This is a genomic window from Cytobacillus horneckiae, from assembly GCF_002835735.1.
GTDB classification, from domain to species: Bacteria; Bacillota; Bacilli; order Bacillales; family Cytobacillaceae; genus Cytobacillus; species Cytobacillus horneckiae.
In genome coordinates this window covers 42680-69018 of record NZ_PISD01000043.1, presented here as the reverse complement: position 1 = coordinate 69018, position 26339 = coordinate 42680, and the positions used below count along the sequence as shown (strand labels likewise).

At 36.6% G+C, this 26339-nt stretch carries 23 protein-coding genes and 3 pseudogenes; 6 read left to right on the top strand and 20 right to left on the bottom strand.

Translation table 11 applies throughout. The features are described from left to right. Positions 1-28 precede the first annotated feature (28 nt). The 7 genes and pseudogenes from CWS20_RS19020 to CWS20_RS18990 all read right to left on the bottom strand — a co-directional run. The gene (locus tag CWS20_RS19020) at positions 29-1330 is read right to left on the bottom strand and encodes a sigma-54 interaction domain-containing protein (protein ID WP_066197539.1); all 1302 of its coding nucleotides are present in this window, start codon (positions 1328-1330) and stop codon (positions 29-31) included. 20 nt (positions 1331-1350) lie between these two features. Beyond that, complete coding sequence (locus tag CWS20_RS19015) at positions 1351-1770, bottom strand: hotdog family protein (protein WP_066197537.1); 420 nt, start codon at positions 1768-1770, stop codon at positions 1351-1353. A 209-nt stretch (positions 1771-1979) separates the two neighbouring features. Then, positions 1980-2294: a DUF3870 domain-containing protein gene (locus CWS20_RS19010; RefSeq protein ID WP_066197533.1), complete on the bottom strand. Its 315-nt coding sequence runs from the start codon at positions 2292-2294 to the stop codon at positions 1980-1982. A gap of 19 nt (positions 2295-2313) precedes the next feature. Further along, positions 2314-3525, bottom strand: a complete 1212-nt coding sequence (locus CWS20_RS19005) for an acyl-CoA dehydrogenase family protein (protein ID WP_066201583.1) — start codon at positions 3523-3525, stop codon at positions 2314-2316. Between the two features lie 14 nt (positions 3526-3539). Beyond that, positions 3540-4727 (bottom strand): CaiB/BaiF CoA transferase family protein, encoded by a 1188-nt coding sequence (locus CWS20_RS19000; protein WP_066197530.1) that lies wholly within the window; start codon positions 4725-4727, stop codon positions 3540-3542. Positions 4728-5242: 515 nt separating this feature from the next. Next, the gene (gene ltaS / locus CWS20_RS18995; protein ID WP_066197527.1) at positions 5243-7231 is read right to left on the bottom strand and encodes a lipoteichoic acid synthase; all 1989 of its coding nucleotides are present in this window, start codon (positions 7229-7231) and stop codon (positions 5243-5245) included. A gap of 349 nt (positions 7232-7580) precedes the next feature. Next, positions 7581-7964 (bottom strand): annotated as a pseudogene (locus CWS20_RS18990) (alpha-L-glutamate ligase); the annotation flags it as partial. Here CWS20_RS18990 and CWS20_RS18985 point away from each other — a divergent pair. Then, positions 7964-8284 (top strand): annotated as a pseudogene (locus CWS20_RS18985) (ATP-grasp domain-containing protein); the annotation flags it as partial. The pseudogenes CWS20_RS18990 and CWS20_RS18985 sit on opposite strands and share 1 nt — an antisense overlap. A 321-nt stretch (positions 8285-8605) precedes the next feature. Here the strand turns inward: CWS20_RS18985 and CWS20_RS18975 are convergent. Then, the gene (locus CWS20_RS18975) at positions 8606-10129 is read right to left on the bottom strand and encodes a DHA2 family efflux MFS transporter permease subunit (protein WP_066197522.1); all 1524 of its coding nucleotides are present in this window, start codon (positions 10127-10129) and stop codon (positions 8606-8608) included. Between the two features lie 190 nt (positions 10130-10319). Here CWS20_RS18975 and CWS20_RS18970 point away from each other — a divergent pair, with 190 nt between their 5' ends. Further along, entirely contained in the window at positions 10320-11213 is an 894-nt protein-coding gene (locus CWS20_RS18970; protein WP_066197518.1) for a TetR/AcrR family transcriptional regulator, read from the top strand. Between the two features lie 64 nt (positions 11214-11277). Here CWS20_RS18970 and CWS20_RS18965 read toward each other — a convergent pair whose 3' ends face one another. The 5 genes from CWS20_RS18965 to CWS20_RS18945 all read right to left on the bottom strand — a co-directional run bounded on the left by CWS20_RS18965 (position 11278) and on the right by CWS20_RS18945 (position 17015). Continuing rightward, positions 11278-12357, bottom strand: coding sequence for a nitric oxide synthase oxygenase (locus CWS20_RS18965; RefSeq protein ID WP_101226363.1), 1080 nt, complete (start codon positions 12355-12357; stop codon positions 11278-11280). A 114-nt stretch (positions 12358-12471) separates the two neighbouring features. Beyond that, positions 12472-13806, bottom strand: a complete 1335-nt coding sequence (locus tag CWS20_RS18960) for a D-arabinono-1,4-lactone oxidase (protein WP_066197516.1) — start codon at positions 13804-13806, stop codon at positions 12472-12474. Further along, positions 13803-14975 carry an alanine racemase gene (locus tag CWS20_RS18955; protein ID WP_066197513.1) on the bottom strand — a complete coding sequence of 391 codons (1173 nt, stop codon included), beginning with the start codon at positions 14973-14975 and terminating at the stop codon, positions 13803-13805. The genes CWS20_RS18960 and CWS20_RS18955 overlap by 4 nt, the downstream gene beginning before the upstream one ends. Positions 14976-15141: 166 nt before the next feature. Further along, the gene (locus tag CWS20_RS18950) at positions 15142-16668 is read right to left on the bottom strand and encodes a solute symporter family protein (protein ID WP_066197511.1); all 1527 of its coding nucleotides are present in this window, start codon (positions 16666-16668) and stop codon (positions 15142-15144) included. Next, positions 16665-17015 (bottom strand): DUF485 domain-containing protein, encoded by a 351-nt coding sequence (locus CWS20_RS18945; RefSeq protein ID WP_066197508.1) that lies wholly within the window; start codon positions 17013-17015, stop codon positions 16665-16667. The genes CWS20_RS18950 and CWS20_RS18945 overlap by 4 nt, the downstream gene beginning before the upstream one ends. A gap of 337 nt (positions 17016-17352) precedes the next feature. On the opposite strand from CWS20_RS18945, the gene CWS20_RS18940 reads away from it, so the two are divergent. Both CWS20_RS18940 and CWS20_RS18935 read left to right on the top strand, forming a co-directional pair. Then, positions 17353-17535 (top strand): hypothetical protein, encoded by a 183-nt coding sequence (locus CWS20_RS18940; RefSeq protein ID WP_066197506.1) that lies wholly within the window; start codon positions 17353-17355, stop codon positions 17533-17535. An 80-nt stretch (positions 17536-17615) separates the two neighbouring features. After that, a complete protein-coding gene (locus tag CWS20_RS18935; RefSeq protein WP_066197502.1) occupies positions 17616-18041 on the top strand; it encodes a DUF2621 domain-containing protein in 426 nt (141 codons plus the stop codon). 70 nt (positions 18042-18111) lie between these two features. On the opposite strand, the gene CWS20_RS18930 is transcribed toward CWS20_RS18935, so the two are convergent. From CWS20_RS18930 to CWS20_RS18920, 3 genes are all read right to left on the bottom strand, one after another. Then, positions 18112-18603 (bottom strand): CcdC family protein, encoded by a 492-nt coding sequence (locus CWS20_RS18930; RefSeq protein WP_066197499.1) that lies wholly within the window; start codon positions 18601-18603, stop codon positions 18112-18114. Positions 18604-18699: 96 nt separating this feature from the next. After that, positions 18700-19059: a response regulator gene (locus CWS20_RS18925; protein WP_066197496.1), complete on the bottom strand. Its 360-nt coding sequence runs from the start codon at positions 19057-19059 to the stop codon at positions 18700-18702. Positions 19060-19297: 238 nt separating this feature from the next. Further along, the gene (locus CWS20_RS18920; protein WP_066197493.1) at positions 19298-20005 is read right to left on the bottom strand and encodes a cytochrome c biogenesis CcdA family protein; all 708 of its coding nucleotides are present in this window, start codon (positions 20003-20005) and stop codon (positions 19298-19300) included. A gap of 307 nt (positions 20006-20312) precedes the next feature. Here CWS20_RS18920 and CWS20_RS18915 point away from each other — a divergent pair, with 307 nt between their 5' ends. After that, complete coding sequence (locus CWS20_RS18915) at positions 20313-20486, top strand: aspartyl-phosphate phosphatase Spo0E family protein (protein ID WP_066197490.1); 174 nt, start codon at positions 20313-20315, stop codon at positions 20484-20486. Positions 20487-20568: 82 nt separating this feature from the next. Here CWS20_RS18915 and CWS20_RS18910 read toward each other — a convergent pair. The 3 genes and pseudogenes from CWS20_RS18910 to CWS20_RS18900 form a co-directional block, all read right to left on the bottom strand. Then, positions 20569-22380 (bottom strand): annotated as a pseudogene (locus tag CWS20_RS18910) (ABC transporter ATP-binding protein). Between the two features lie 6 nt (positions 22381-22386). Next, positions 22387-24129, bottom strand: a complete 1743-nt coding sequence (locus tag CWS20_RS18905) for an ABC transporter transmembrane domain-containing protein (RefSeq protein ID WP_066197488.1) — start codon at positions 24127-24129, stop codon at positions 22387-22389. Positions 24130-24434: 305 nt separating this feature from the next. Next, the gene (locus CWS20_RS18900; RefSeq protein WP_066197484.1) at positions 24435-25157 is read right to left on the bottom strand and encodes an alpha/beta fold hydrolase; all 723 of its coding nucleotides are present in this window, start codon (positions 25155-25157) and stop codon (positions 24435-24437) included. Between the two features lie 454 nt (positions 25158-25611). Here CWS20_RS18900 and CWS20_RS18895 point away from each other — a divergent pair, with 454 nt between their 5' ends. Then, entirely contained in the window at positions 25612-25728 is a 117-nt protein-coding gene (locus tag CWS20_RS18895; RefSeq protein ID WP_101226362.1) for an anti-repressor SinI family protein, read from the top strand. 354 nt (positions 25729-26082) lie between these two features. On the opposite strand, the gene CWS20_RS18890 is transcribed toward CWS20_RS18895, so the two are convergent. Next, on the bottom strand, positions 26083-26301 hold the full coding sequence (locus tag CWS20_RS18890) for a YneF family protein (RefSeq protein ID WP_066197481.1): 219 nt from the start codon (positions 26299-26301) through the stop codon (positions 26083-26085). Positions 26302-26339: the final 38 nt, after the last annotated feature.

Genomic DNA, 26339 nt, shown 5'->3' with positions numbered 1-26339 from the left:
TTTCTCTTCCCTGCTTTTTTAGCGTAATCTACTTAATCTTATATTTAGCCATTTTTCTATAGAGGCTAGCGAGGTGAATATTTAACTGGGCCGCAGCTTCAGTGCGATCGCCATCTGCACGATTTAACGCTAGCTGTATCGCAGTTTTTTCTGCCTGCTGGACCGCTTCTTCTAATGTTGATTGCGAATGGATGCCAGGCGCATCTTCAATAACAGCACTTGGTGTTTGTGTGATATGAACCAAATCATAGCTAAGGATTGGTCCATCTGATAATGTAACCCCTCTCTCGATCGCTGCTTTAAGCTCTCTTACGTTCCCAGGCCAATTATAATCTAACAGCCAGCTTTTTAATTTGTCATCAATATGTTTTACATTTCTTGAGAGCGAGTCATTATAATGTTCGATAAAATGAAATGTAAGCGGGAGAATATCATCTTTTCTTTCTCTAAGTGATGGAATCTTTAAATCAAAAACATATAGTCTATAAAATAAATCCTCTCTAAAACGTCCTTCATTCACCAATGATTTTAAGTCTTTATTTGTGGCGGCGACAATCCTAATATCCACATATTTCTTGCCAATACCTCCAAGCCGTTCAATTTCACGTTCTTGCAGGACTCTTAATAACTTTCCTTGTGCTTGCATTGGCAATTCTGAAATTTCGTCAAGAAATAGCGTACCATTTTGAGCAAGTTCTATTTTCCCTGGTTTTCCTTCTTTTTTTGCCCCGCTAAATGCTCCTTCCTCATAGCCAAATACTTCTGATTCAAACAGCTCTTCCGGAATCGCTGCACAATTGACAGCAACGAATGGTTCCGTTTTTCTTGCGCTTAAATTATGTATCGCTTGAGCAAATAGTTCTTTGCCTGTACCGCTTTCTCCTGTAATCAACACTGTAGATGAACTGGTAGCAATTCTGGCTGCAAGCTCCTTCATCTTTTTAAGTGTAGGACTTATGCCAATAATATGAGAAAAGGAGAAAGAGTGAGGTTTTGCCGATTGCTTCTCCTTCATTTGATTGCTAATAAAAGAGGAAATTTCGCTTGCTTGTAAATCGTTATTCTTGATAAGAATAATAAACACTCGAAATTGTTTTATCCTGTCTAATTTAATTAAGCATGGGATGCCAAAGATATGTGAAAAGAAAAACCTCTTCTTGCTGAGCGGCCTGCCCATTACCTCTGTTAATTGGAGTGTCCTGTTATGTGTTAAGTATTTTGAGAACTGCTTTCTAAATAAAGGGCTGATTGTTACAATTTCATCCTTTTCATTCACGATCATGAATGCGTTCTCAATAGTTATTTCACTGAGTCTAATCATATTTTCCATGATATTCACCCATCATCTCATTACTTATTTGTTAAAACAAGCACCACTATTTGACCTTTAATTACTTCATTATGATCCTGATTAAAACAGGTGACTTTTTGGGTCACCCAATTGCGCTCTTCATTAATATCAATGACTTCAAGCACTGCCGTAATTCGGTCATTTGTATAAACAGGATGATAAAAAATCATTTCCTTTTGCAGAAGCACACATGGACATCCAGGAAGTTTTTCACTTACAACCTGATTAATAAGCCCCTCAGCTAAAATGCCCGGTACAATTGGCTGCTTGAAATTCAATCGCCAAACGTTTTCCTCATATTGATAAACCGGACTGAAATCATTCGTAAGCCTCTGACATTCAAAAACATCCTCATCAGTAAATGTCCGATCCAATTGAGCCATCTGCCCAATAAACAACCCATCAAGTAAATTCCCCATATTCAAAACCTTCTTTTTAATAAAAATAACTACCTAAATGAATATACTATTCACATTTGTCGAATTTTGACACATAATGTCATATTGTGTAGGTGACAGGTACCAATTGAATTGAATTATGAATTCATGATCAAATATAAATATTTTAAACATAATTAAGATAAAAAAAGAATGGGATCTATCTGCTGTTGAGATAGATCCTTTTTTGGTTAAGGTTGTTGATTGACGGATTCGAATTGGATGTACACGTCCTTTATAGCTGCCTGGATGGCTTGACCTGCTTTGCCGCGGTAGTGCTGCTTTATTTTCCCGATAATATCCTCGATACCATCATTTAAAGAATACCCTCTTAAAAGCTGCCGTATATATTCTTTTCCATGATCTGTAGCAAGCGTACATGAAGCATCTACGATCACACCGTATTTAAAATCGAGCTCTAATGTGATCGTTATGGAATCATACAGGCTTCTCGCTGCCATTCCTTGCGGTAATTTCGCATGTCCTGCAATAAAGTATGTGTTCATCTTTTCCTTCTCCTTCTTATCAGCTGTTCGTCACTGTCGCCCCTTCATAAGGCCACGCATGCAATTGATTTCTAAGCTGTTTATCTTCTCTATAGCCAAGCGCATATTCACCTTGCATAACTGTATGAATTTCTCTTGTACCTTCATATATAACCGGCGCTTTAGAATTTCGCAGGAAGCGCTCAACCGGGTATTCATCAGAATAGCCATATGCACCATGAATTTGCACTGCATCATTGGCAGCATCAAATGCTGCATCACAGGCGATCCATTTAGCTAATGAAGTCTCTTTTGTATTTCTTTTGCCCGCATTTTTTAATGTACCTGCCTTAAATACTAGGAGACGGGAAATTTCTAAATTTGCACTCATTTTTGCAATCATTTGTTGAACTAATTGATGCTTGCCAATTTCTTTGCCAAATGTTTTACGTTCATGACAATATTTTAAGCTTGCTTCAAGGCTCGCTCCAATCAGCCCAACTGCACCTGCAGCAACTGTAAATCGACCATTATCAAGTGCTGACATCGCAATTTTAAACCCTTCACCTTCTTCGCCAAGTCTATTTGCAACTGGAACCTTTACATCAGTTAAAAACACTTCACCTGTATTGCCTGCTCTAATCCCAAGCTTTCCTTTAATCGCTTTTGTTTCTACTCCTGCAAAAGTTCTTTCAACAATAAACGCCGTAATTCCCTTATGTGGTACATCGTGATCAGTTTTTGCAAAAATGAGGAAGTGATCTGCCACATCACATAAAGAAATCCAAGTTTTTGAACCATTCAATACATAATGATCCCCGTCTCTTACTGCCGTTGAATTCATTGCAGCAACATCAGAGCCTGCATTTGGTTCTGTTAAGCCAAATGCTCCGACCTTATCACCTTTTGCCTGAGGGACTAGATATTTCTGTTTTTGCTCTTCATTTCCCCATTGAAAAATAGTCATGCTATTCAAACCCGTATGAACCGAAACAGCAGTGCGGTAAGCGGTATCGCCGCGTTCGAGCTCTTCACAAACAATCGCTAACGTATTGTAATCCATACCTGCTCCACCATATTCCTCAGGTATACAAACGCCCATTAGTTGTAATTCTGCAAGCCTTTTCAGTATATTTGGTTCAAAGTGCTGCTGGCGGTCCCACTCCTGAATATTCGGAATAATTTCCTTATCTACAAACTTTCTCACCATTTTTTTTACACTTTGCTGTTCTTCTGTTAATTCGAAATTCATCATCTTAATTCCTCCTATATCACTTGATTTATTTTTAAATTTTTTATATCTTCCTCTGAATACCCAACCTCTTTTAAGATTTCGCCAGTATGCTCACCATATAAAGGAGGCGATTGTCTAACTTTAACTGGTGATTTAGATAATTTAATAGGTGAACCAGCTAGCTGTAATCCTTCTATTAAGGGATGATCCACCTTCATAATCATTTCTCGTGCTTCAACATGCGGGTCATTAAACATTTCTGAAATGCTATTAATAGGACCATTCGGTATCCCAGCATCATCCAAAATCTTTTTCCATTCGTTTTTTGAACGCTGCTTTAAGAGCGATTCACAAATTGGAATCAGTTCTGCTCTATGTTCTACACGCAATCGATTCTCTTTAAAACGGCTATCTTCTGCCAGCTCTGGCATACCAGCCACTTGTGCAAACCGCTTAAACTGCTGATCGTTGCCAACAGCCACAACAAGGTCTCCATCCGAGGCAGAAAAAACTTGATATGGGGCAATATTCGGATGCTCATTACCTAAGCGTGATGGCTCTATCCCGCCGACTAAATAGTTGCTGGCCACATTTATTAATGAAGCTATTTGGCAATCCATTAATGAAATGTCCAGCTCTTGACCTTCACCGGTTGCATGACGTTGATGAATCGCGCTTAATATTCCAATGCATGTATATAGAGCAGTGAGCACATCAGCAATTGCAACTCCAACCTTCATTGGCCCGCCTTCTTTTTCGCCCGTAATACTCATCAACCCGCTCATTGCCTGGATAATATAATCGTAGCCTGGTAAATCCTTGTAGGGGCCGTTGTTACCAAATCCGGTTATAGAAGCAACAATAATGCCTTCATTTATCCTTCTTAACTCCTCATAACCCAATCCCATCTTTTCTAGCGTACCTGTCTTAAAATTTTGTACAACGACATCACTATCCTTTGCCAACGCTTTAAAGATTTCCTTGCCTTCTTCGGATTTTAAATTTAAAGTCATGCTTTTTTTATTTCGGTTGGCACAAAGATAATAAGCGCTCTCACCATTTACAAATGGCGGTCCCCAACCTCTTGTTTCATCTCCTGATTGATGGTGCTCGATTTTTATTACTTCTGCTCCCAAATCACCTAATATCATCGTGCAAAAAGGGCCGGCTAAAACCCTTGAAGCATCAATTATCCTCACACCTTCTAACGCGCGAGACATATACCCACTCCTTTCTAATAATGTGGAACTTCCAATTGGGGTGTTCATTCATCCCGTACCTGATGGCTATTGGAGCCCGCAGAATGCAGCATTCAGACGTTGCCACAGGACGTGGCGTATTTAGTCTGAATTTTGATAATCATGCTTTAACGGTCCGTTCATCTCCGCCTATCCTTTATCATTCTATCTAATGACTTGAAGTTGGGATCTTACTGGCCGTTAATGCGCGATAAAAATAAAAAGAAGCCAGCAAAACAGACTTGTTGCGTAATCGCAATAGTATGTCTCACTGACTTCTATTCAAAGGCTCGTTTTCCGGCAATGGAAAATCAAGTGAACTCAGTCAATATTTAAACTATAAAATTCTTTAATATTAAGCCGATAAACGCAGCAAGGTCATTGCTGTCATTGGCTTATAAAAATATATTAACCCATTTTTCAGAAAAATACAATATTTTTTAAGATAGATTTATATATTCGTATTGAGCAAAAAAAAAGAGGATGAATGCTCATCCTCATTTTTTCTCATTCGTTATATCTTTACTTATGTCTTGTTCATTATGGTTTTCAAACTGTGAATAATCATAATCTGAACGGTCAGCTGGTGTAAAGTTTTCTGGTGTATAGAAACGCAATAAATCACCATTGACTACTTTATCTGAATACGCAAGCTTCTGCTCAACAATCTCATTGAGCTTTTCACCTTCAGCAATACGTTCTTCATCTTCTATTAACTCACCTGTTTTTGAATCATAATATTTCCCACTAATAGAAGTAATCGTTGAACTTACGAAATCACCATTGCGGAAAGGAATTAAATCATCATGTTGCTCAGAGAAAATATCTGTACCGAAATGGATATAATCCTTTGCATCAATACCAAGCAAGTGAAGCAGCGTCGGTTTTAAATCAATTTGTCCTGTGTACTCATGATTAATTCCGCCTTCCATTCCTGGCACGCGAATAAACAATGGTACCCTTTGTAAGCCTGTATCTTCAAATTCAGTAATTTCCTTATCAAGCACTTCTGACATTGCACGATTATGGTTGCTCGAGATGCCGTAGTGATCACCATACATTACAATGATCGAATTATCATATAGACCTGATTCTTTAAGATAATTAAAGAATTCTTCTAATGCCTCATCTGCATATCGCGCTGTTTGGAAATAGGTGTCTACCGATTTATCACCAGTAGTATGCGGTTCAATTGATGCATCCTCTTCACTGATTGGATATGGATAGTGATGAGTCACAGTAATAAACTTAGAATAAAATGGCTGTGGCAATTCATCCAAGTAAGCTTGTGACTGTTCAAAAAATGGCTTATCCATTAAACCATAATCTGTTAAATTAGACGGATCCATATTGTAATAATTAGAATCATAGAAACGATCATATCCAAAAGCTTTATAAATTTCATTCCGATTCCAGAATGTTCCTGAGTTTCCATGGAATACAGCAGAAGTATAGCCGTGATTTTCTAGAATAGCCGGCGCAGCTTGATACGTGTTCATGCCTTTCATCGTGAAAGCGGATCCTTGCGGTAATCCGTATAAGGAATTCTCTAACATAAATTCAGCATCAGCTGTTTTACCTTGTGCAGTTTGATGGAAAAAGTTATCGAAATAAGTTGTATTCTCTTCCTCAATTAGAGAATTAAGAAATGGCGTTACTTCTTCGCCATGTAACTCATAATTCATTAGGAATGTTTGAATTGATTCAAGGTGTAGATAGATTACGTTCATGTCTTTGCCAATTCCAAATGTTTCTGGATTTGGTTCTGCATAATTAGATTGTGTAAAGTTAATGACTTCAGTTGTATCATTACTATCGGCCATAACTCTCTGTGCTGATGCCTTCGTACTTTGAACAGCATCATACATCGTATAATTGTACATACCTAAATATTTCACAATGTAGTTCCGGTCAAATCCTCTAGTCAACAATTGCGGACGATCAGCCTCAGCCAGTCCTAAGTTTGCACATGAAATTGCTAATCCTAAAGAAAATACCGCAACGATCTTTCTGCGTCCAAAGTCCTTCATTTCGATTTTCACAAATTTAAATGCCAATAGGCCAATGAGAATGATGAAGTCGATAAAGAACAGGAGGTCATAAGGTCTCAGCAAAGATGTTACACTTTTACTTACATCTGCAAAGTTTTGTGTCATCGTTAATGTCGGCAATGTAATGAAGTCCGTAAATGAACGATAATAGACAACATTAGCATAAAGTAAAAATGACATTAAAAAATAAATGACCATAAGCGAGATGTACTTTTTTCTGCCCTTAAAAAAGAAGGCAAATCCTAAGAAAATCAATGCAGATCCCAATGGATTTAAAAATAATAAAAATTGCTGGATTGGACTTTCAATTCCTAAATTAAATTGTGTCAATTGTGTTATATACGTTTTCATCCAAAGGAAGAATACAGCCACGAAGAAAAAGCCAATATATTTATCTAACAATATATTTTGACCTTTCTTTATAAAATTGTTCATTATTGCACCTACCTTCTAGCACATTATTATAACATGCTTTTAAAAAAATTCTATAAGGAAAAGGTAATGAAAATCCTTTTCTTTCCATTCTACCGGATTTTCCCCCTTTATCATACCCTGTATTGCTTATTTTAAATCCTAAATGTGAACAATCTATGAATAATGCGAGAACATAAAATGAAGTGGTCACGGGTCATAACTATACTCTTTTTTAGAAAAATGTCAAGCGATTTGATTCAAAATAAGAAACCAGCCCTTGGATACTGATACTTTAAAAACACATCGTAAAAAGCTGCCCCCAATGAGCAGCTTCGCCTATTTAATCAATCGTATTCAACCTGTCCGATTTTCATGACTCGTTTAATTCCTGCCCTAAAAATTGTGCTAGTTTCATCATTCCATAAATGTCTGCTTTAGCCTCAGCATCTGCATTATAATTTGTATTTGTATTGACATCATATGTGAATGCCTCGCCATTAGCATTTGCAATGAATTCAATTCCTGCGACATCAATTTGCTGATCAGCCAAAAACAATTCGTATTTTGCAATTAAACTTTTATCTACACTATCAATAATCTCAAATTTTGGCTTTTCAATTGCTTCTTCACCAACCGGGCAAAATGCATCGCCGATTTGACAAGAATCGGCAGGGCATAATTCAAAGCCATTAGATGTATCGACTTTAACTGCATATATAAATTTTCCTCCGACAAATTCTGCACGAGTTATAAGTATTTAACGGCAGTAAAGCGTTAAGCTTGGAATTAAGTAAAATCAATCAGTATACAGCGCTGACGAAAAATGGAATACGCACACCGAAAACGATTGGAGCGGTCGGGACAGATCAAATTATTCAAGCTGCTGAGCGTTTAGGTACAGTTCCGTTTATCACCAAGCATAATCGCGCCGGCAAAGGGTTGGGTGTTCAACTCTTTCAATCTGTTGACTCATTAAAAGCTTATATACTGAGTGAAGAGTTTGAAGAGTCAATTGATGGGATTACATTGATTCAAGAATATATTCAATCGGAGGACTCGTTTGGTTTCTTGTGTGTGAAGAAGCGCTCATGCGGTTATAAAAAACACCTTCTGGCGGTTGAGTTGTTAAGTCGATGATCCCTTGGTCGAGATGCCATGATTCATATGGCAATTGTAATTGATCAAGTCGTTTTGTTAAGTGATCTGTCCATTCATTATTTTCATGAATAATGTATATTTTTTTCATTATTTTTCCCCCATGAAATACTTTTATGTAATTCTGACTAATTCTATCAATATTATCTACTTATTATTCCATGTTAGTGGAGATTATTCAACATAAAACTGTATATATAAAAAGCGACTTTCTGCTAGAAAGTCGCTAATTCTCTTCAACTATTCATTTCCTACTAATTTACTTTTATTAACTTCTTCTTTCTTTGAAACTTCGATTGGATCCTCTGCAGGAGCTGCACGTTTAATAAAGAAGGCAAGTATGAGAGCAATGGCCGCAATAAATGTTGAGATAAAGAAGGAGAAATTAATCCCTTGAAGCGTAGCCTCCATACCAATCTGAGCCATTGCTGCTTCGCTTAGCTCTGCTCCGCCATTATTGATCATCGCTTCTTTAGCAAGCTCCTCACCAGTGGATGTGGTTCTGTTCGTCATAATCGTAACCAGCAATGCTGTACCAATCGCACCCGAAACCTGATTCAGAGTGTTGTTCATCGCAGTTCCATGCGGATAAAAACGCGGTGGCAACTGATTTAACCCATTCGTTGAAACAGGCATCATTACCATTGACATTCCAAGCATTCTGACTGTATTTAAGATAACTAGGTGAGTATAGGTAGTATCCATAGCAAGTTTGCTAAAGAAGTAAGTAGTCGAAACGGTAATGATTAAACCGATAATGGCTAACACACGTCCGCCATATTTATCAAATAATTTACCTGTTATTGGAGACATAAACGCCATTACTAATGCACCAGGTAACATCATTAATCCAGCATCCATTGGTGATATTCCTCGAATGGTTTGCACGTAAATTGGAATAAGCAGCATGCCAGAAAACATCGCCATATTGAGCACCATTGTTATGATACTTGCTAAAGCAAACATCGGGAATTGGAATACGCCAAAGTTGAGCATCGGCTCCGTTTGACGCTTTTGTCTAATAATGAAAATGAATAGCGAAATGACTCCGATGATAATTGTTAAATATACATAAGGACTGTCCCATCCTTTACTTCCCGCCGAGCTAAAACCATACAGCACGCCTCCAAAACCGATACTGGAGAAAATTAAAGAAACAATATCCAATTTAATATTTTGTTTTTCCTTTTTATCTTTAAGCCAAAAGAAGCCAAGAAGTAAAACAAGCACCGCGATTGGTGAAATAAAGTGGAATAGCATTCTCCAATCATAATGTTCAACAATCCATCCAGATAATGTTGGCCCAATAGCAGGCGCTGCCATCAAAATCAATCCAAAGATACCCATTGCAGCTCCACGTTTTTCTACCGGAAAGCTTATAAGCATGACATTCATAAGCAATGGCATCAGTATAGCTGAACCAGACGCCTGCATCATTCTGCCAATCAATAGAATAGAAAAGACATCAGCAAAGCCTGCAATAAATGTACCGGTCGTAAATAAAACCATCGCAGCTAAAAATAAAGTACGTACCGAATACTTCCTAATTAAAAAAGCTGTTGCAGGAATTAAAATTCCGTTCACCAGCATAAATCCTGTAGTTAACCATTGCACTGTCGCTGTATCGACATTTAAATCCGTCATAATTGAAGGCAATGCAATGTTAAGCAATGTATTATTCAAAAAAGCAATAAATGCCCCGATCATTAGTACCGCTATTAAACCATAGGGCGGTTTAACGGGATTTTTTTGTGCTGCTTCCATTCTTTTTCCCCCTATATACCTTGAGTATATTTATTTATACTCTTATTTCACGTAAAATTTATCTTATACCAATTATCCGCCTAATGCAATAAAAACATTTCGAGTTTCTAACTAATTTTTATTCTAAATTGGAATATGGTAATATTAAATTTAACTAGCAGTACAATCCTAATGATTTAAAGGTGATTATATGAATGATAGAAAGCTTAATGTATTAAGCCTTGCACATGAATTATTTATTGAAAAAGGTTTTCAAGCCACTTCAATCCAAGATATTTTAGATTATACAGGTATTTCCAAAGGGACCTTTTATAATTATTTTTCGTCAAAAAACGAGTTATTAATCGCGATTTTTAAAACTACATATAATAAAATGGAACAAGAACGGGATGAACTGCTTTTAGGAAAGAGTCCAGCCAGCATTGAAGCTTTTACAATTCAACTTGAACATCAGATGATGATGAATCGAAAAAATAAGTTAGCCGCTTTATTCGAAGAAGTTCTCTTTTCAGATGATCCTGAAATCAAACAATTTATCCGCGAAGGGCAAATTAGACAAATACAGTGGTTTTATAAACGATTTATTGATCTCTTTGGTGAAGAAAAGCAGCCCTATCTACTGGATATTTCCATAATGTTTATTGGTATCCTTCATCAAACAGTTAAATATTATTCCATGCTCCACGAATCTTCATCAAGTGTTTCGAAAGCAGTGAACTATAGTATTGCCAGGATGATTAAAATGACTGAGGAAGTGTCGAATGCTGACGATCAGCTTTTTTCACCGTCATTAATCGACAATTGGCTGCAAACATATGGGCATCAGGATGAGATTCTTAGAAATGAACTAATGGAAGTTTGTACAAACTTGATTGATTCGATCCACCCTACTGAAGAGCATGATTCATTGCAAAAACTGATTGAGTTTATTCAGGATGAAGTACTTCATACAAAAAGACCAAGAAAGTTTTTAATTGAAAGTGCTCTTTTCACTTTAAAAAGTAAAGAGAATCAGCTCGATAAAAACGACCTTGATATTTTTCAAACACTTGTGATGAAATATTTTGAAAAGCTCGGTGAATAGTAAACCCCGCACTTTTAATGGAAAAAGTGCGGGGTTTTTCAGAACCTTCTATAATATATGTTTATTAATACGGTTTTTTCTGATAAAAATAATTTGGTTTTTTGATTTTGTTTTTATATGGTTGATGAAAAATATGTGTCGCAGCTGGAGACATCGATGGAATAAGCCATGTCCAGTCACCAGTTACTTCTCTTCCTTTATCCTTTTCCTTTAATTCAAATTGTTTAAACTGCTGTGCAGCAGTATGATGATCGACTATGCTGACACCTTGATTCTTAAACGAATATAAAACAGCAGTATTTAATTCAACTAACGCTCGATCCTTCCAAAGTGAGGCATGACTTTTTACATTTAAGCCCATCATCTCGGCTATTATTGGTAGTTGATCATATCTTTCCTCATCCGCCAAATTTCTTGCCCCTATTTCCGTGCCCATATACCAGCCGTTAAAAGGGGCTGCAGGATAAGTTATTCCGCCAATTTCCATTTTCATATCTGATATCAACGGCACTGCATACCATTTAAGCGCTAACTCTTTAAACCATTCATATTCAGGATGTTCAAGGTGAACTTCGGCAATTAATTGTTGCGGGATGTCAAATACCTTTGGTTCTTCCTGATTATATTGAATCACTAGCGGAAGAATGTCGAAATTTCCGTATTTTGGCTCCCAGCCTAGTTTTATACATTCTTTAGTAAATTGAATCGAAGACGTATCACCAATTACGCCTTCTTCTGTTTCATATCCAGCATATCTGATCAGCTGATGATTCCATATTCTAAAGGCAGAATTTGACCGGGATTGAGGGAAAACTGTAATAGTTGGACGAATTTTACCCCCGTTTGTCGCAAATTCTATATGCTCGAATAGTGCAGCCGCCATTTCCTCCACTGACTGAATGTTTCTTTTATCAATAATATTTAATGTTTGCCAAAAAAAGCGGCCAATACAACGGTTGCTATTGCGCCACGCAACTTTTGCCCCATAGTCTATTTCTTCATTTGTATGGGTGTAATACCCTTTTTCTGATATCATCTTCAAAACAACTGCTATTCTATTAGCAGTTTCCTGTTCTGATTTTCCTAACTCGCTGTAGCCGTTTTTAATAAATTCTTCTGCTTCTCTCATTAATTCGATAGACAAAATGATCCTCCCTGAGCAAGAGATTAATATACATCTATTTTACCATAGAAATAAATAAGATATGGGAGAAGTGTCATTAGAAATCGCACTTAATACATTTAAAGCTAGTCATGTTCAGCTCGTTCTTTCCATAGCCTTATCTTCTTGGATGTTTAACATGTTTTTCAAATATTGATTTACAAATAACCCATCCGGGTCTAGCTGTTTTCTGTATGCTAAAAAATCATTTAATTTCGGATATATTTCTTTTAATTCTTCATAAGTTCTAGTATGCATTTTCCCCCAATGTGGTCTTCCATTATACTTCTTCATTATTTCTTCCATTTCTACAAAAAAAGGTTCATAGTCCATGCCCTTATACATGTGAAAGGCGATATAGGCAGATTCTCTTTTATAAGACGGGCTTAGCCATATATCATCGCTTTTTACGGTCCTGCACTCAATTGGAAAATGGACATTAAAATGTTTCCCATCCATTGCTCGGCGAATCTCTAATAATGCCGGCATGAATTGCTCTATAGGGATGCAATATTCCATTTCACAAAAGCGAACCTTCCTAGGCGTTGCAAACAGCTGATGGCTTTTTGCCTGTATCTTTTCTTTACCAATCGCTTTTGCGGAAATTTTGCTAAAAAAGCTGCTGCTTTTTGGATACAGTCTGCATATTTCTGATATTAGAAAAAATAAATAATTTTCCATGACCAACGTTTTTAGTTTATGCCATGATAAGTTTTGCGATTTTCCCGAAACAGCATTCATCGTCTTCACTTGCACTGTATCAGAATATGGGAATAAGAAAAATTCAAAATGGCGATTTTTTTTCATAAGCGATTCTAATTGATGTTCTAATTCTTGAAACTGAAGCTTATCGCTTCTATATAAGTAGATTGGACTTTTAATTATCTTCAATGATACTTTCACAATTATTCCGAACGTTCCTAGTGATACTAAGCTTGCCTTAAATAATTGTGGTGACTCCTTTTCTGATAAGGTTAGTATTTCACCGTTTGCTGTGACGAGCTGCAGTTCTATCACCTGTGTAGAAATATTCCCAAATTGCCTTCCTGTTCCGTGCGTGCCTGTAGATATAGCTCCAGCAATACTCTGAACATTGATGTCTCCAAGATTTTCTTGTGCATAGCCTTGATTGCCTAAATACGCGGCGATTTCATATAACCTCGTACCGGCAAAGACTGTTGCTGTTCCGTTTTCATCATCAATCGCCTCTAACCCACTCAGACGATCTAAAGATATGAGGCAATCGTTTGTATTTGCCAAATGTGTAAATGAATGTCCCGCTCCAACAACTCTAATTTTATTATTATTCAGCTTCGCTTCCCTTACTATTTCTTGGACTTCATTAATGGTTTCTGGATACATTATTTGAGCTGGCTTACTTTCACTCGTCGCAGCCCAATTCCGCCATGTTTTCCCAAATTGAATTCTCATAGAAAACACACTCCATCTCCACGATAGGTTTTATAGCAATCAACTATTTGATTCTCTGTGAAACATAATATATCAGTAAACCTTTCACACACTTCTCCCGCCTTTGCCGCTCTAAAAATAATAGCGTCGCCTATTTTCAATTCATCCAAATCGTAATAGATGGGTGTTTGCACTTCACCTGCACCTTCCATTGGCAAAAGCTTAGCCCCTTTTGGGAAGATAGGCATAGGGAGTTTATCTTTATCAACCGCACCAGAGGCTACATATCCTCCGCCAAGACAAGTATAAATATGATCTCCTGGCTTGCGAACAATTGGCAATGCAAAAAATAAAGCAGGTTCATACTGCATATCACGATAATAATCAAATAATAATGGGGCATAAAACCCTGAACCGACAGTCACTTCAGTAATCTCATTTTCTATCACAGTAGTAGTGATACTTCCAGTCCCGCCACCATTTACTAATTCAGGAGGAAAGCCGTGTTTTTTTAAAGCCGAGATAATCGTCGTTCTTCTATTTTCCACTTCGCTAATTGACTTCTGCTTCATTATTGATACAAGCTTATTCTTTATATATTTTGATGGCGCATCATCGCCGACTCCAGCAATTTGAGCTTCATAGCCCATCATACCTTTGAATTTTAGATTGCCGTACTGATTAATTCGTTCAACGACTTTCAGTACTTCATCCGCTGTCTTTAATGGCGATCTGCGCACACCAAAATGAAATCCTGCAAAAGTCGAACTCATATCTACATCAATACATAAATTAAAGGTGCCTGATGTTTTAACAGCAATCTGTGCTAAAAATTCAACGTGTTGAAGGCAATCAACCATTACTGTAATCACTTTTAAGTCATCGCTTAATTTTGATATTTGTGCCAAAGAATCCTCATCCCAGGATGGATAGCCTATCAAGATATCTTTAAAACCTTTCTCAGCAAGAAAGATTGCTTCATCCGCAGTAAAGCACATGACCCCTTGATAAATTGGATCTGATGAGAGTATTCGCTCTAAAACCTTCACAGAACGAATCGACTTTGTTGCCACTCTTATCTTTTTGCCATTTGCCTTTTTTGCTATTTCGCTGCAGTTGTTATCAAGCGCATCTAAATCAAGAAGAAGATTCGGCAAATGTTCATTCTTTAACCAATCGAACGTATGCATTTCATCACCTGCCTAATGACATTTTTATATTCACAAGTATAATTCATCATTTCCGACAGATAAATAAAATATTTAATTTTCTAACAATTTTTATGAATAATTTACCAATATAAAATGTAATAAAGCTGCTGTCTACCATCAGTAGTCAGCAGCTTTTTAAACTTTCTTATTTTATTCCGGTATTCGCTTTAACAGCAACTTCTGCAAATTTCTTCTCATCGCGTTTATTCGATACAACCGCGCCAATGTATGCTGCTAGGAAGCCAGCAGGTATAGAGACGATCGCCGGGTTAGTTAGCGGGAAGATTGGGTCGCCTACAAGAATAGCTGCTCCTTCCACTGGGTTTAACACACTTGGGCTAATCGCAACAAGCACTAGAGCAGTAACTAATCCTGTAACCATTCCTGATATCGCTCCTGCTGTATTAAACTTCTTCCAATAGATAGTGTAAATAATTACCGGCAAATTGGCGCTGGCAGCAACACAAAATGCTAAAGAAACTAAGAACGCTACATTGAGTGTTTGCGCGAACAATGCCAATATAATTGAAAGGGCAGATACACCGATGGATGCATATCTAGCAGCCAGCATTTGCTCTCTCTCTGAAATTTTGCCTTTTTTAATAATCTGACCATAAATATCATGGGCAAAAGCGGATGCTCCAGATAATACCAGCCCAGCAACTACTGCTAAAATCGTTGCAAATGCTACGGCTGAAACGAAGGACATAAGGAAGTCTCCTCCTAAAGCTTGCGCTAATAGCGGCGCAGCCATGTTTCCGGCCGCATTTGCTTCAACAATTGATTGCGAACCAACGAATGCCGCAGCTCCGAAACCTAGGAAAATTGTTAAAATGTAGAAGATCCCTACAATCCAAGTAGCTGTTACAACAGAGCTTCTTGCAGTCTTAGCATCTTTAACTGTAAAGAATCGCATTAAAATATGAGGTAAACCAGCAGTTCCTAGAACAAGCGCTGCCATCATCGACAATGTATCTATTCCATTTGTATACTTAACACCTGGATTTAAAAATGCTTCTCCATGAGGTGTTAACGTTTTCATTTCCTCAAACATTTTAAATATATTGAAGTTAAATTCTTTCAATACTAAAAATGAAATAATGACCGTACCAAGCATCAGTAACACTGCTTTTATAATCTGTACCCAGCTCGTTGCTGTCATACCGCCAAATAAGACATAAGTGGTCATCATTATTCCGACGAGTAAAACAGCAATCCAATAATCAATTCCTAATAATAGCTGAATAAGTGCACCTGCCCCTACTAACTGGGCAATCATATAGAAAATAACGATTGTAATTGTACTAATTGCTGCAACCCCGCGTACCTTCTTTTGTTCAAACCTCGCGTTAATCATGTCAGCAATCGTGTATTTCCCTAGATTTCTTAACGGTTCAGCAACAATATAAAGCACGACTAAATATGCAACAAGATAGCCAATTGAATAGAAAAATCCATCAAAGCCAAATAGTGCAATGGCACCCGCTATCCCTAAAAACGAAGCTGCTGATAAATAATCACCTGCAATGGCGAGACCATTTTGCCAGCCGGTCAGCCCTCCGCCAGCTGTATAAAATTCACTGGTTGTATTTGTTCGTTTTGCGGCCCAATATGTAACAACTAAAGTCATAGCAACGATTAATACAAATAATGATAATCCAATTATGCTCATAATGATTGGTCTCCTTGGCCTTTATGATTTTCGATAATATCATCTGCTGACTGATCGAATCTGGCAGCTTTTCTCACATAAATCATGCAGAGCGTCCATGTCATTATGAATTGTGCAAACGCATACAACCAAGTCCAAGTAATCGCCCCAATAGCAGGCTTATTTAGGATTGTTGTAAATGACGTAAGGATTGGCAGCGTAAAGTAAAATACCATAAAAAAGATGACTGTCGGGATTAAAAATTTCTTTTTTGCAGACAATAGCCCTTTAAACTCATTACTGCTCGCAATTTTTTCGTAATCGTAATTGTTCTTCTCGCTTTCATGTGCCTTTGCTAAATTATCCAACCTATTACCTCCCCTTTTTATATTTTTTCTGAAATATAAGTATATTCTAAAAAATACAAAAAGGATAAGCAACGAAAAATTTACAAAAAAGGGAAATAGTTTACGACAAATAACGACAAATTCTCATTCTAAGCTACTATGCTTACGAAGTAAAACCTTATCTTATCTTCCTATTTAAACTGTTGGAATGGACATATTTAGTCACTTTTTTCTTGTTTTTCATCACAAGCCTTTGCAATTTGTTCATTGCAAGAGTAAAAAATACGGAAATAAAGCTAAATGCATGCTAAAAAAATGATATACTCGATTAGATATGCTACAAACTTGAGGTTAATTTATGAAAAGATATCAATTGCGAAAGAACTTTAAAGGTGAATATAAAAAAGGAACAAAATTTAATATGATTACAGAATCGGAATTTATAGGGGTTAAAGAGTTCGTGCTAAGAACAGAGGACTTCTCAGAAAGATTGGTCATTTCCGAATCCGAATTGAATAAATATTTCAATCGAATTAAATGATAGAATATTCTTCTATTCTTGTCTGATGTTGCTAGAAGTTTTATAATAAAGACAGAATTTAAAGTGTGAAGGTGAAAGGTATGCTAGAAGGCTGGTTTTTGTGGTTTATTTTATTTTGGGTCGTCGTATTAATCGTTTTCATGTCAATTGGTGGTTTTTTTATGTTCCGCAAATTCTTAAAAAGAATGCCTAAGGAAGATGGAAAGTCTGATATGGACTGGGAAGAATACTATGTTGATGAAACAAAGCACTTATGGAGAGATGAGGAAAAGCGCTTATTGGATGACTTAGTCAGCCCGGTTCCCGAATTATTCAGAGATGTGGCTAAGCAAAAGATAGCCGGGAAAATTGGAGAATTAGCCTTAAGTGAGAAAGCGAAGCAAATTGATCAGGATATACTCATTCGCGGCTATATCATTGCCACACCTAAGAAAGATCATAAGTTCTTAAGAAAGAAATTGACACAAAAGAACATTAGTATGAAACCATATGAGCACCTATTTTAGCCCTTCGATTTTGAAGGGCTTTAATTTCGACGTTTTTGACAAAAAGAATAAGCCTGCCTCGGCAGACTTATTAAATAGTTGGTTTTGAACTCATATCGCCAAAATGCACCTGTTGCATTTTACGGAAACTGAAATACATGGCAATTCTCCATGGTACAATCATTGAAAAAGCGAGAATCCAGAACATACCTCCTAATTCGCCGACATCAATTGATGTACTTAATATTGATTTGGCAATAATCCGAATGAGCAATAAACCAATTAGTATAAAGATAAAAGCTTTTGATCGTTTTAAATAAATATCATTTTCTCTTATTTCGAACTTAGTTGTTTTTATTAATAAAATTGAAAAAAGCATCCCTACTAAAACGGCTTCAAGAATTTCCAAAGGAGTGACTCTAAAATATGGAAATACAAACATGAAAGCACCTGTGCTCATAAATAATGGAGGTAGAATAATCTTCTTAGCTGAGGTAGGTTGTTTTGCAGCTTTCATCCGGATGAACATAGCGAAAACCGCCATGAAGATAGCCCCTATTGATGTCCATAACACCATGTCCATAAAACAAACATCCTTTATCTTAAATAATTTCTATCATCGTATCATTCATTATTATAACTTAAACCTTCGTTTAACGTAAGTTTTATGTAGAGATATTCAATTTAATACTCTAGTAACCGCATCAATCACCCGGACTTCATCAAATGGCTTCACGATAAAATCCTTCGCCCCTGCTTCGATGGCTTCAACAACCATCCTTTGCTGTCCCATTGCTGAACACATAATTATTTTGGCAGCCGGCGTATCTTGACGAATAATTTTCATCGCTTCCAAACCGCTCATTTCCGGCATCGTTATATCCATCGTTACTAAATCTGGATTAAGTTCGCGAAATAATTGAATAGCCTGTTTGCCATTTTCAGCTTCCCCAACGACTTCATGATTAGCCTTCTTTAATATATTTGTTAATGTCAACCTCATAAACTTTGCATCATCTACTATTAATATTTTTGCCACGGAAGTCTCCCCCTTAACCTTGCACCGTCGATTATTTTGGTTTCATATATTTTTAGTTCATTGTATTTTGCAAGAATACTCTCTCTTTTTAGAAGAACACATATTTCAATATATCTAATTTTTCATGAAAATTCAATTTAAAATCAACGACAAATTTCGCATTTTCTACTATTTATAAAGGGTGAAAAATTAATTATCTGCATCAAAAAAGCGGGATGTTCTCCCGCTTTCTCACACATTAAAATCCTGTAAAGCCGCCAGTCAGCATTGTTAAGTAGGAAATAATGACAGTCATCCAATCGAAGAATAGAACAATTCCCATCACTATCATTACCACGCCGCCTATTTTCATAATTTTAACATTATGTTTGCGGATCCATTTCATTTTTCCAATAAAGAAAGAGAGGATAAGAAAAGGAATCGCAAAACCTAGAATATAAGCTAACATATAAATCAAGCCCGAACCCGGATTAGTCGCTGCTAATAAAATTACAGAGGCTAATATAGGTCCTGAACAAGGTGTCCAACCAGCAGCAAAAGCAAGCCCAATTAGAACTGAACCAAAATATCCTGATGGTCGATTTTTAAATTCAAACCGTTTATCTTTCATTAGAAATTCTGGTTTAAAAACTCCAATAATCATCAAACCAAATAGAACAATGAAAATTGCACCTATCTGACGAATTAAATCAGCATACTCCCTTACAAATCCACCAATAAATGAAGACCCAAAACCAATTGCGATAAATATAAGTGAAAACCCAAGCAAAAATGCCAAAGTATGGAGAAGACTGCGCTTTTGCAGCATTGCATTTTCATTTTTTAACTCTCCGACTGACATCCCGGTTATGTATGATAAAAATGCGGGATATAATGGCAGGCAGCAAGGTGAAATGAAGCTTAGAAACCCCGCACCTAAGGCGATGAACACATTCAAATCTGTCATTTCAACAACTCCCGAGATTCATTCTTTTTTCCATACTCATTCTATCAAAACATTATGATAAAAGATATTGAACTATGTGAACAATTTGTGTCCGTGTTTTTCCAATTCATAACTTGTCCTCCAAATTTGTAAGCTTATGCATATTCTTTGTTTCATATGATATGCTATAATCATTTCTATTGTTTGACATAAGTTTCTTTTGAATTAATTACCATTATTCGCTATAATAGATGATAATATCTTTTCGGAAGTAACCATATATCATGAAAATGATGACTATACAATTAGGCAGAGGGGTTTAAGGTGCGTGAACAAACAAGAATTGCTTTTACGAATCGAACAAAAGAGAAGAGAGTTAATTCAGATTGCCATGCGAAACGGCCTCAATTCAGCTGCTGCTATCGAATACAGTCAGGAACTGGATGTATTGTTAAATGAATATAATAGAATGTTCGAAAATAGGCTTCAGTTAAACCAATAAATAGATGCACTGCCTTATGCTAATATGAAAAAGCTCCTTCTTCTGAAAAAGAAAAAGGAGCTTTTTTCATATTAGCACGATTTCAAACTTCTATTGATGGTTGATCGACCACTTGCTTTAACGCCTCACCTGAACCATTTTGCAATAAATACATTTTATAGTATAGCCCTTTTTGGGTGAGAAGCTCCTGATGAGTCCCCCTTTCGACTATCTCTCCTTGATGAAGTACTAGAATCAGCTCTGCATCTTGAATAGTGGAAAGTCTATGTGCAATGGCTATGGTCGTACGGCCTTTTCTCATTTTTGATAATGCAAGTTGTATGGCTTCCTCTGTTTCCGTATCAATATTGGCTGTTGCCTCATCAAGGACAAGTATTTTTGGATCGGCAGCTATCGTTCTTGCGAATGCCACAAGTTATCTTTGCCCGCTTGAAAAAGCTGCGCCTCTCTCAACAACTAAATGTTGATATTGATCATTAAGGTTTTCAATAAATCGATTCGCCTGAACAAACTCTGCAGCAGCTCTTATCTCATCGTCAGTCATTGCATGATTATGAAGCTTTATATTATCATTAATCGTGCCATAGAATAAAAATGGATCTTGTAGGACGAGGCCCATTTTCTTGCGAAGCTCTCCTTTGGAATAATCCTTGATCGACTTTCCGTCTATCATGATGTCTCCTCTTCCAAACTCATAAAAGCGCATCATTAAATTAATGATTGAGCTTTTCCCGCTGCCTGTATGCCCGACTAATGCGACAGTTTCACCTGGTTTCGCTTTAAAGCTAATATTTTTCAGTACATCTCTTCTTCCATCATATGAAAAGCTAACATTGTTAAATTCTATTTCACCCTCGTTAATTATATTTTGCACTGTTTCATTTTGTGCCGGTGCCAGCTCCGTTTCATCCATCAATTTAAATACCCTTGATGCAGCAACAATTGCCTGCTGGAACATCGATAGCCGCTGCATAATATTATTAACTGGTTCAAAGAAACGATCTAAATAGCTGACAAATATAAAAACGACACCAATTTCTACAGGATGATCAAATGAGCTTATACCAAAAAAACTTAAGACAACAATTAAAGCAAATACATAGACTAAATCAATAGCAGGACGAAGAAGTAGTCCTTCAATTTTAATATTTCTCATGCCTGCCATATAATGTTTTTCATTGATCTCCTCAAACTCACTGCGCAACCGTTTTTCCTGCCTGAACACTTGGATAATTGCCATGCCTTGAAGGGATTCACTAAGTTTTGCATTCAACTGGCTTAGCCTTTCTCTTAAGTCTTGATAGAATATAGAGCTGTACTTTCTGTATATATACATAATCAAGAAAAGCAGCGGTAGGATGAATAAACAAAATGCTGCAAGCTGAACATTAAGAATAAACATCGCAATAAATATCCCAATTAATAGAAAGCTTCCTTGAATAAAAGTGACAAGAACACTGATAAACATATCAAGAATTGCCTCTGTATCATTTGTGACTCTCGAAACAATGCCTCCTGCGGGTGTTTTATCGAAATACTTGAGTCCTAATGATTGTACTTTTGCAAACGAATCAATTCTTAGCCGCTGAATGATTTTCAATGCAATCTCCTGAAATTTATATAAATGTAAATAGGAAAGAAAAAAGTTCATTATTTGTATTGAGATGTAAATAGCCCCTAAAATTAATAACGGTTCAAATGCAAGATTCCTTGGCGTTAAATAGTCGTCAATAAACTTACCTACTAAAATCGGAGCCACTATATCACCAATCGTTGTTAATAGAAGCAGACTAAATGCAAAGATTATCGCTTTTTTATGAGGTTTTGTATAGGTAAGCAACCGCACCAAAATTTTGTGCTGCTCCTTTCCGTTAATTACTGGCATTTGTTCCATCGCTTCTTACCCCCCATGCTCCACGAGTTGTTCCAGCTGCTGCCGTAAATACATATTTTTATACCAGCCGCTTTGATTCATCAATTCCTCGTGTGTACCTCTTTGTATAATCTGTCCTTCATCGAGCACAAGAATTTGATTAGCATGCTGGATTGCACTTAATCGATGAGCAGTAATCACGGTTGTTTTCCCTGCCCTTTCCTTGCGCAAGGATGAGAGAATCGTTTCTTCCGTTTTTGCATCAACGGCTGAAAGCGAGTCATCTAATAGAAGCACTTCTGGATTCAGAATAAGTGCTCTCGCAATGGAAATCCTCTGTTTTTGACCACCTGACAAGGAAACGCCTCTTTCTCCTACAACCGTCTCATAGCCATCAGTAAATACCTTAATATCTTCATGGATAGCAGCAAGCTTGGCTGCATGATAGATTTCTTCGATTGTACATATTCCTTTCGCAAATGAAATATTTTCAGCAATCGTTGCTGAGAACAGGAAATGTTCCTGCGGGACATAACCAAACGCTTTTCTAAGTTCATCCAGTTGATAGCCTGCCAACGCTCTTCCACCGAAATAGATATGCTCACCATCAAATTCTCGGAGCAGAAGTTTTAACAGTGTTGTTTTCCCTGATCCTGTTTTACCGACTATACCTAATGTCTCGCCTTTATTTAATGTGAAGTGGATATTTTTTAAGACGGGAGCCGTTGTGCTAGGATAGGAAAAAGATTCGATTGAATAAGTGATATTGCCACTCGGAACATTGTCCAGCGCATCTTTATTATTATCAATGTCAATTTCCTCATTTAAGATGCTCGAAATTCTATCATAAGAAGCACGACCGCGTTCAACAATATTAAACAGCCAGCCAAAGGCGAGCATCGGCCAAATTAATAGACTTAAATATGTGGTAAAGGAAACGAGTTCACCAATCGTCATTTCCCCTGCTATCACAAATCTTGCTCCAAAAACGATAGAGAGAAAATATGAGATACCTGCTATAACGGAAATAGTCGGATCATATAATGCATCCACTTTTACGACTGAAACATTTTTCTTCACTACTTCATTTGTTTTACTTGTAAATGCTTCGAGCTCTTCTTTTTCCTGTCCGAATGTTTTAATCACTTTAATTCCTGACACACTCTCCTGTGTTTTGTCATTTAATTCTGAAAAAGATTCCTGTGCCTTATGAAAGCGTTTATGGAGTAACGAGCCGTACCAGCTAGTTAATATAGCCATTAATGGCATTGGAAGAAGTGCGATAAGGGTAAGCTTCCAGCTAATGGTTGTAGCCATTGCAATAACAACGAACCCACCGGTAGCCAATGAATCTACAAGTGTTAATACGCCTGAACCAGCTGTTTGCTGAATTGCATTTAAATCATTTGTCGCATGAGCCATTAAATCCCCTACTCTTTTTCGCTGATAAAACGCTTGCGACATTTTTGTAAAATGACCGTATAGCCTGTTTCTTAGCAATCTTGATAATTTAACAGCTGACCCAAAGATCATAATTCGCCAATAATAGCGCAAGCCATACATAAGTAATGCCACAATAACTAATGTTACCAGCCAATAAATAAGGATCGATTGAGTAAGCGTCCCATCCTTCATATGATCAACGAAAATTCCAACGACCTTTGGCGGAACTAATTGCAGCAGCGCAACAAAAAGCAATAAAATAATTCCCGTCAAATAAGACCGTTTTTCTTGCTTAAAAAACCACATTAAATCCAGAAAAACCTTCATCCTTTGACCCCCACATCTGTATAACCACCCAAACATATGTTAGCTTAAATAGTTTATCAAAAATTCCAAAAACAAGGAAGGATATTTTCGAGCAGAAATGGACTGATTTTGATTTTATGTGTTAACCAAACTATGGTGCCTGCTTATTAACCTACTTTCTCAAAATAAAAAATGAGAGCCCAATCAGCCCTCATCCGATGTTTCTATTCGTTTCGCCTGCATTTCTAATGCAACCTAAAAGAAGTTTCCATATTTTTGATTATTATGATATTGAGTCTCCTTAATAGTGGTTAACTTGAGAGCAATTAGCGGCCTTCAAACCATTTTAACATCTCATTACCTATTATATCTTGTTGCTCTTTAACTGATATTGCCGCTTTATGATCGCCTTTTTGAGGACCATAAATACCAAATTGAGCATGATTACCTCCTTTTATTTCATAGAGCTCTGTTTGTTGTGATAATAGATGTCGGTTTTTTTCGATCTTGTCAATAGTTGACAGACCATCATTCTCAGCATATATAGATAAAGTTGGTACGTTAGTTTGAGAGAAATTATTACTGCTGCTCGGATAAGAAGCTAATAAAATTAGACCACTCACCACATCTGGATGTTCAGATGCAAAAGCAGCAGCGGTAACTCCGCCCAACGAATGGCCACCGACATACCATTTCTCAATTGAGTCGGATTTGTTTATTAATTCTGCCGCTTTATTTCTATCAAACATTGGCAAATTCAACCTTACCTTTGGGATTCCAACGAAGTAACCTTGATCAGAGAGTTGTTGAGCAATGTAACTGTAAGCTTCAGGCTCTACTTTTGCACCCGGATATAAAATAACCCCGACACCCTTACTTTCTCTAGGGTTAAAGACTACCCAGTCTTCTTCGTAATTAATTTCTTTAACTAAATTATCTAGCTTTTTAGATGGCTCATAGGTTTGTTGAGTCCAGATAAAAAAACTTATTAGCACAATCATTATGAGTGAAACAATACACATTAGTAGATATTTTATTATTTTCTTCATGTCAGCCCTCCATAAGATGTCTATTATAGCGAAGTGATGCCAATTCCTGTGCTAGCCTCTCTAACTGATACCACTTTTTGCTGCTTCACTTCGTTTATTGATTTCATTTTACAATATGATGCTACTTTTTGCTTCTTTACTTTGTCCTTTTGGTTTCATTTCGCGGTTTGTACCACTTTTTGCTTCTTTACTTTGTTTTTTGGTTTCATTATGCGAATGGATACTCGCGCTTCTTTTATTGTTGTTTTATATCGATTTCCTATTGACATAGATTAATACTGCCGCGCTTAGAAACCTCTATTTTTTTACGATCTATCAATTCTTCGATTTTCGATAAAGTACGATGTTATAAGACAAAATTAACACCCTAAACTACTTGCTATATCACAATAAAATTTCTCATTTTAAAAAAGAGGACTTTTTACCTATTTGTTGAATATTTGTAAAAAGGAGAGTGGTAAACATTAAACTAGATGAAGAGTGGATTCAGCTAATTATTGAAGCAAAGAAATTAGGTTTGTCTATTAAAGAAATTAAAGTATTTTTAGATAGTAAAAAGTCCTTTATATGAGGGGCTTTAAATAGTTTTTATTCCATTACATCCACGTGCCTTAGAGTCACCATTTCCAATTGACAATGTTTCTCTTATAGAGTGAACTGGAGGAAATCTAAAGTTTAGCTTGCAATGGAATAATAACGTTTTTAAATTCTGCAGTCTATAAACTTCACTCAATAAAAAAGACCATCTTTACTGGTTTATTTCCCCAGTAAAGATAGTCTTTTGAATAGCAATAAGAAAACTAAAGCAATTATGATAATATTAATCGGAGAAAATTCACTTTCCAAATAGATGTTTGTGAATTTTATTAACACAATCGCTTTAACTATAATGACGAAACCATGCTATATCCAACTTGCTTTGCTGTTATTTGCCTGGTTGCTGCTTGTTCATTGCGTTCATCATTTGATTGATTTTCTTTTGGGATGGCTTCATTCCCATTTGCATCATCATCATTTTTAACATTTGTTCATTAATTGGCGGATTTTTCTTTAAGTAATTCATCATATACTTACGAGCAATGAAAAATCCTAGTGCTACACCAGCAAGCAATGCTAATATACCAACTAGTATATACATCCACATACTACTTCCTCCTTCATGTTGTCTATCATACAGTGTAC